At 46.9% G+C, this 6,000-nt stretch carries 8 protein-coding genes, 1 tRNA gene, 1 rRNA gene and 1 pseudogene; 7 read left to right on the top strand and 4 right to left on the bottom strand.

Annotation, left to right across the window (positions count from 1 at the left end; translation table 11 throughout):
• A 5S ribosomal RNA gene (rrf, locus tag BW42_RS10970) occupies positions 1-108 on the top strand; the annotation flags it as partial.
• 118 nt (positions 109-226) lie between these two features.
• Here rrf and BW42_RS10965 read toward each other — a convergent pair.
• Positions 227-696, bottom strand: a pseudogene (locus BW42_RS10965) (NUDIX hydrolase).
• A gap of 129 nt (positions 697-825) precedes the next feature.
• Between BW42_RS10965 and BW42_RS10960 the strand changes: the two are divergent.
• From BW42_RS10960 to BW42_RS10935, 6 genes are all read left to right on the top strand, one after another.
• A tRNA-Met gene (locus BW42_RS10960) sits at positions 826-902 on the top strand.
• 119 nt (positions 903-1,021) lie between these two features.
• Positions 1,022-1,471 carry a tRNA (adenosine(37)-N6)-threonylcarbamoyltransferase complex ATPase subunit type 1 TsaE gene (gene tsaE / locus BW42_RS10955; protein WP_035410846.1) on the top strand — a complete coding sequence of 150 codons (450 nt, stop codon included), beginning with the start codon at positions 1,022-1,024 and terminating at the stop codon, positions 1,469-1,471.
• Entirely contained in the window at positions 1,468-2,121 is a 654-nt protein-coding gene (gene tsaB, locus BW42_RS10950; protein ID WP_035410843.1) for a tRNA (adenosine(37)-N6)-threonylcarbamoyltransferase complex dimerization subunit type 1 TsaB, read from the top strand. The genes tsaE and tsaB overlap by 4 nt, the downstream gene beginning before the upstream one ends.
• A gap of 13 nt (positions 2,122-2,134) precedes the next feature.
• Positions 2,135-2,569 carry a ribosomal protein S18-alanine N-acetyltransferase gene (gene rimI, locus BW42_RS10945; protein WP_035410841.1) on the top strand — a complete coding sequence of 145 codons (435 nt, stop codon included), beginning with the start codon at positions 2,135-2,137 and terminating at the stop codon, positions 2,567-2,569.
• The gene (tsaD, locus tag BW42_RS10940) at positions 2,566-3,573 is read left to right on the top strand and encodes a tRNA (adenosine(37)-N6)-threonylcarbamoyltransferase complex transferase subunit TsaD (RefSeq protein ID WP_035410838.1); all 1,008 of its coding nucleotides are present in this window, start codon (positions 2,566-2,568) and stop codon (positions 3,571-3,573) included. Before rimI ends, tsaD begins: the two co-directional genes overlap by 4 nt.
• A gap of 28 nt (positions 3,574-3,601) precedes the next feature.
• Entirely contained in the window at positions 3,602-4,171 is a 570-nt protein-coding gene (locus tag BW42_RS10935; protein ID WP_035410835.1) for a hypothetical protein, read from the top strand.
• A 46-nt stretch (positions 4,172-4,217) separates the two neighbouring features.
• On the opposite strand, the gene BW42_RS10930 is transcribed toward BW42_RS10935, so the two are convergent.
• The 3 genes from BW42_RS10930 to BW42_RS10920 all read right to left on the bottom strand — a co-directional run bounded on the left by BW42_RS10930 (position 4,218) and on the right by BW42_RS10920 (position 5,829).
• Entirely contained in the window at positions 4,218-4,877 is a 660-nt protein-coding gene (locus BW42_RS10930) for a haloacid dehalogenase type II (protein ID WP_035410831.1), read from the bottom strand.
• A gap of 69 nt (positions 4,878-4,946) precedes the next feature.
• Positions 4,947-5,402, bottom strand: coding sequence for a flavodoxin (locus BW42_RS10925; RefSeq protein WP_035410828.1), 456 nt, complete (start codon positions 5,400-5,402; stop codon positions 4,947-4,949).
• A 106-nt stretch (positions 5,403-5,508) separates the two neighbouring features.
• Positions 5,509-5,829, bottom strand: coding sequence for a helix-turn-helix domain-containing protein (locus BW42_RS10920; RefSeq protein ID WP_023469609.1), 321 nt, complete (start codon positions 5,827-5,829; stop codon positions 5,509-5,511).
• Positions 5,830-6,000: the final 171 nt, after the last annotated feature.

The following is a 6,000-nucleotide window of genomic DNA, read 5'->3' as shown; positions in this document are numbered from 1 at the left end:
CGATAGCCAAGTGGTCACACCCGTTCCCATGCCGAACACGGAAGTTAAGCACTTGAACGCCGAAAGTAGTTGGGGGCTTCCCCCTGTGAGGATAGGACGTTGCCAGGCACTTGACCGATCTGCAGATTGCAGGTCGGTCTTTTTGTGTGTAGTCCCGAAAGAAATAGAAAAACTGACAAGTGAACGTCAATCCGTCATCAAGTCAGTTTTAAGACAAGCATCTAGATTAAAAAGAAGGTGTTGTATCAAGAAGGCGAGACTTGATTTGACGTAATAGCGCTGCAGCACGCGCTTCAAGAGGTGCTGGTAATTGATTTAAGGAGAAATATTGTAAGTCGAGACTCTCTCCATCTGTCATTTGTAATGTACCGGATACGTCTTTTGCTTGAAAGAGATGAATCACACTGTAGGTTTGGTCACCATTTGGATAACGGAAGAAGTAATCAGGACCAGAAAAGACGTCTAGCAGTTGAACGCTTTGTGCTTGAAGTCCGGTTTCTTCCTGCAACTCACGCATCGCGACTTCTTCAAGTGTCTCACCCGGTTCCATTGAACCACCGGGAGCCCCCAACTGTGCGTATCCGAACGATATTGAAATAGCAGTTCAAATTGTGAATTCATGACGAGTACGGTCGCGCCTACACTGATCAACGGTCGATTTCCTACGATTTTTCGTAAATCTAATAAGTATCCCATCTGTTCACTCCTTTCGTATCAGTATAGAAGAATATTCATTAGGACAGTTAGTAAAAAGAAATGAGGCAAAAAGACTTGCCAATTTAAAAAACACATGTTATATTAATATCTGTCGAAACGTTATATCATCGCGGGGTGGAGCAGTCTGGTAGCTCGTTGGGCTCATAACCCAAAGGTCGTCGGTTCAAATCCGGCCCCCGCAACCAATTTTAAACTTAACTTCAACTTTACTACGAAACGTTCAGCGTTTCGTATTTTTTTTTGCCTTTTTCGTCCGGTACAATAGAGAAGGACGAACAGTACGTATTAAAGGAGGAGACATCGTATGATAGAACTGGAAATGAACAGCTTGGAAGAAACGACTGCCTTAGCTCTTGAACTCGGACGACGTGCTGAAGCAGGGATGGTCATTACGCTTGACGGAGATTTAGGTGCTGGGAAAACGACCTTTACTCAAAGCTTTGCGAAAGGATTAGGTGTGACGCGTCATGTCAATAGCCCTACCTTTACGATCATGAAAGTCTATACGGGACGTCTCCCTCTCTATCATATGGATGTTTATCGCCTGGAAGGTTCCGGTGATGATATCGGACTTGAAGAATATTTGAATGGTGAAGGCGTCGCCGTCGTCGAGTGGTCTGAATTGATTGCGGACAGCCTTCCACCGGAACGGTTGGCAATCACGATTACACGAACGGGTGACGATAGCCGCCGTTTTGAGCTGACACCGATCGGAGAACGATACATTACATTATGTGAGGGATTGAGATCATGAAAATCGTAGCTATTGATACATCGACGAAACAATTATCGGTCGCTCTTTCAGACGGAAAACAGATCGTAGCAGAAGCTTCTTACGTCACGTCTTTGAATCATGCGACAAAACTCATGCCGTTACTTGAGCGCTTGATGGCGGAAGCGAAGTGGGCACCATCCCAACTGACACGCGTCGTCGTTGCTGACGGTCCTGGTTCTTATACGGGATTACGGATTGGAGCGACGACAGCGAAGACACTTGCCTATACACTCGGTATCGAGCTCGTTGCCATCTCGACACTTGAACTGATGGCAGCTTCGACAGGTCATACGGGACGCGTCGCAGCGATTCAAGATGCGCGACGTGGTGCAGGTTTTGTCGGAGTATACGACGCCGGGAAACGAATCGGTGAAGAACAACATGTCGAAATCGCCTCTTTTGTGAAGACGTTAGCGCCAGATACGCTCATCACAGGAGACGTCGATACATTTGAAGAACTTCTTCAACCATTTGAAAAGGCGGCTCCTGCGTTTCGGACGCCGCGTGCCGGAGTGCTCGCCTTACTCGGTGCAACACGCGAGACAGTCGAAGCGCATGCGTTTGAGCCACGTTACCTGCGTCTGGCTGAAGCAGAAGCGAAATGGATCGAGGCACAGCGTCATGAGTAAGGGGATTCGTCGCATGACCGTAAACGATGCTGCAGGTGTTCACGCCGTCGAACTCGAATCGTTTGCGACACCGTGGACACTGGATGCCTTCGAAGCAGAAATGACACAAAATCCGAATGCCTATTATGTCGTTGCCGATCAAGATGGTATCGTCGGGTTTGCTGGTCTGTGGCATATTGCGGATGAAGGACATATTACGAATATTGCCGTCAAGCAGTCGCACCGCGGACAAGGACTTGGGGAAGACTTGCTAACGGCATTGATCGCGGTCGGTCGTGCACTCGATTTGCGGGCGATGACACTTGAAGTACGTGTCTCGAACACACCGGCGCGAACCTTATATGAAAAACTCGGATTTCACTATGTTGGTATCCGAAAACGATATTATCAGGACAACAATGAAGATGCTGCCATCTATTGGCTGGAGCTGGAGGGAGAAGACTTATGACACAACCATTGATTCTAGCAATCGAATCGAGCTGCGACGAAACGGCGGCTGCCGTCGTTCGTGGAGGAACCAACGTCTTATCGAATGTCGTCTCGTCTCAAATTGAAAGTCATAAACGATTCGGTGGAGTCGTGCCTGAAGTGGCATCACGACATCATGTCGAACGAATCACATACGTCATCGATGATGCGTTGACGGAAGCAAACGTAACGATCGACGATATCGATGCGATCGCTGTCACGGAAGGTCCCGGACTGGTCGGGGCATTACTCGTTGGTGTCAGTGCGGCAAAGACACTTGCTTTTGCGCATAATAAGCCTTTGATCGGTGTTCATCATATCGCAGGTCATATCTACGCGAATCGTCTCGTACAAGAGCTTGAATTCCCGCTCGTCTGTTTGATTGCATCAGGTGGGCATACGGAACTGATTTACATGCCAGAAGACGGTGTATATGAAGTCATCGGTGAAACACGAGATGATGCAGCAGGGGAAGCCTATGATAAAGTCGCTCGAACATTGAAGTTACCGTATCCAGGTGGTCCACGAATCGATCAGTTGGCACAAACCGGTCAGGATACGTTCCATTTTCCACGCGTCTGGCTCGAGAAGGACTCGTATGACTTTAGCTTCAGCGGTTTAAAGTCAGCGGTCATCAATGCCGTGCATAACGCTGAGCAACGGGGAGAAGTGATCATCCCGGAGGATTTAGCTGCGAGTTTCCAAGCGAGCGTCGTCGAAGTCCTCGTGACGAAGGCGATCCGTGCCGTGAAGGATAAAGGGGGACGCCAACTGCTGCTTGCTGGTGGTGTCGCCGCCAACAAAGGATTACGTAACGGTCTCGAAGCAGCGTGTGCGAAGGAAGGAATCGATCTCGTCATTCCGCCGATGCACTTGTGTGGAGACAATGCGGCGATGATCGGAGCGGCTGCGATTCATCCATATCGCGCGTTACGCTATTCGACACTTGCCATGAATGCAGAACCTGGGCTAGATTTAAAGTAAGGAATCCGAACAACTTGGGGGAAATGGAATGAAAAAAGTCATCATCGCATTGTTAGCGGTACTGGTCATCGTCGCGATCGGACTTCAGGTCCGAGAAATCGTCAACGCATACCAAGTCGCCTATAAGGAAGAACTCGTACCCGATAAGAAAGCGGTCGAGACGAACACGAAACAACGTCCACTTTACGAAATCGGACGAGCAGAAGGGGAAAAAACCCGGATTCAAAAGTTGTACGCTTTTGATCAGACAATCAATGGGAAGCTCAGTAACGTCGTCATCGTCGATCGGAAGTACGGTTTAACGAACAAGGCGAGTGATGATTATTTCATGATTGCTCCCGGAACACCAGTGACGAATCAAGAGAAGAAGTCATTCGAACCGATGATTCAAAAGATGGATGCGGAACAAGTCCAAGCAGAAGTGATCTCGAAGCACGAGGTGACAGCTGTTGAAAACAATAAAAAACGGACTGTGACGTTATTTAAGGTCTTTTATAAAGATACGGATCAAAACGAATACCTCTTCTTCATCGAAAAAGAGGGCGGGCTGAAACTCGATCTATTCAAGAAGGGCTACTCACGTCTTTCCAATTACTAATCCATTAAAACAGCGGATTCCTAAAAAGGAGTCCGCTGTTGTTCGTTCATTGCCATTCAGTGATACCGGTCAAGTCATCATAGATGCGATCCGGATCAAGATTTAATTCTTCGACCGGAAGTCCGTTTCGATTGATCCATGCCGTTTTGAAGCCGAAACTCTTTGCCCCGGTGATGTCCCAACCGTTCGAGGACATGAAGAGGATCTCCTCGCGTTTTAAACCGAGTGTGTTCAACGCATGCATATAAGAAGCAGGTGCTGGTTTATAGTGTTTGATGTCATCAACACTGACGAGATGTTCGAACCGATCGGCTAAACCTGACTGTTCGATCAACGGATCGAGCATATCATGGGAACCATTCGAGAAGACGACCAAACGCTTATGCGCCATCGTCTCGAGAACAGAGCTAACTTCTGGGTACACATCAAGTGTCAGGTACGTCTCCATTAAAGTCGTGATTTGTTCCTCGGTCACATGGAGCTTCAGTTCGAGTAACGTATAACGGAGGGCATCTTGTGTCACTTGGCTGAACGGCACATATTGTCCGTTCAATTGTCGCAAGAAGGAGTACTCCAGTTGTTTCTCTCGCCAGCGTTTACTGATCGCTTCTCCGTGTCCCGGATACAGCTCCTCTGCTTGCTCTTTGACGGAATGGACATCGAATAATGTACCGTAGACGTCAAAGACGAGTGCTTGAATCGTCATAAAAACATTCATCTCACTTTCATAGAGTCTGTTTTAAGAATTCCCTTACATGACGGATTCAAACGATACTTATGAATGCACCTGCTGCAAAAAGCGATGAAACGTCTGTGCGAACGCGCGACAAGCGGCTTGTTTCTCCGGTGTGTTCGGATCAAACTCAATCTTCAAGCCATCCGTGACGATGGTCGCCCCAGCTTCTTTTAATGCGTCTTCAATCAAATCAACGGCTGCGCAGTACTTCGGATAATCAAGATCACCCGAGCCAAAAGCAGCAGCCGGCATCCCGTCTAAAAATTGTTCCCGTAGCTCCTCGACGAAATCTTCTGCTTCATACGGTAAATCACCGTCTCCCCATGTATATGAGCCGAGTAATAGACCATCAAAACGTGATAGATCCTCCCCGACGAATTGATCCAGTTCTGTGATCGTCACGTTGACATCGTGTTGCTCGAGCTCACGTTGAATGATCGAGACGATATCTTCTGTATTACCGGACATACTGACGAATCCAATTGCAATCTGCATGCATGTTCCTCCTTTCGCTGTACTTCCTTACTTTAATTGATAATGATTATCAATGTCAAAAGATCATATAAAAAAACACCTTCCGAAGAAGATGCTTTTTCATACATTAGTCTTGTAGTTCGGCCCATTCCTCAATGGAACGAATGACCGGTTCGAGTTGACGCCCTTTGTCGGTCAAACTGTATTGAATCTTAATCGGACGATCGGGAATGACAGTCCGGATGACGATGCCTTCCGCTTCGAGCTCCTTCATACGTTCCGTGAGCATACGACCTGATAATTCGGGGATGGCATCTTGAATCTCATTGAAACGACATGTCTTCGTCAACAAGTGACGTAAAATCAGACCTGTCCATTTCTTACCTAAGATTTCAAAGGCATGTTCGACTTTGGGACAAAGAGCCGGTTGGATTGCGACTTCTTCCATCAGCACTCATCCTTTCTATAGTTGTAGTATACCCGCTTCTGCTAAAAAAATCGAATCATTTTACTTAATGTAAAAAAAAGAACTAAAACAAATCTATTTACTTTTAGTAAGTGATAAGATATAGTCTGTTTATCGAGTTACTTAAAGTAACTTAAAAACATTAGGTAAAAG

Source organism: Exiguobacterium sp. RIT341 (assembly GCF_000632205.1).
Lineage (GTDB): Bacteria > Bacillota > Bacilli > Exiguobacteriales > Exiguobacteriaceae > Exiguobacterium_A.
This window is presented reverse-complemented; position numbering and strand designations above follow the sequence as displayed.

Coding starts and splice junctions, on each gene's coding strand:
- BW42_RS10925 (WP_035410828.1), bottom strand. CDS start 5,402: ATGCAGATTGCAATTGGATTCGTCAGTATGTCCGGTAATACAGAAGAT.
- tsaE (WP_035410846.1), top strand. CDS start 1,022: ATGATAGAACTGGAAATGAACAGCTTGGAAGAAACGACTGCCTTAGCT.
- tsaB (WP_035410843.1), top strand. CDS start 1,468: ATGAAAATCGTAGCTATTGATACATCGACGAAACAATTATCGGTCGCT.
- rimI (WP_035410841.1), top strand. CDS start 2,135: ATGACCGTAAACGATGCTGCAGGTGTTCACGCCGTCGAACTCGAATCG.
- tsaD (WP_035410838.1), top strand. CDS start 2,566: ATGACACAACCATTGATTCTAGCAATCGAATCGAGCTGCGACGAAACG.
- BW42_RS10935 (WP_035410835.1), top strand. CDS start 3,602: ATGAAAAAAGTCATCATCGCATTGTTAGCGGTACTGGTCATCGTCGCG.
- BW42_RS10920 (WP_023469609.1), bottom strand. CDS start 5,829: ATGGAAGAAGTCGCAATCCAACCGGCTCTTTGTCCCAAAGTCGAACAT.
- BW42_RS10930 (WP_035410831.1), bottom strand. CDS start 4,877: ATGACGATTCAAGCACTCGTCTTTGACGTCTACGGTACATTATTCGAT.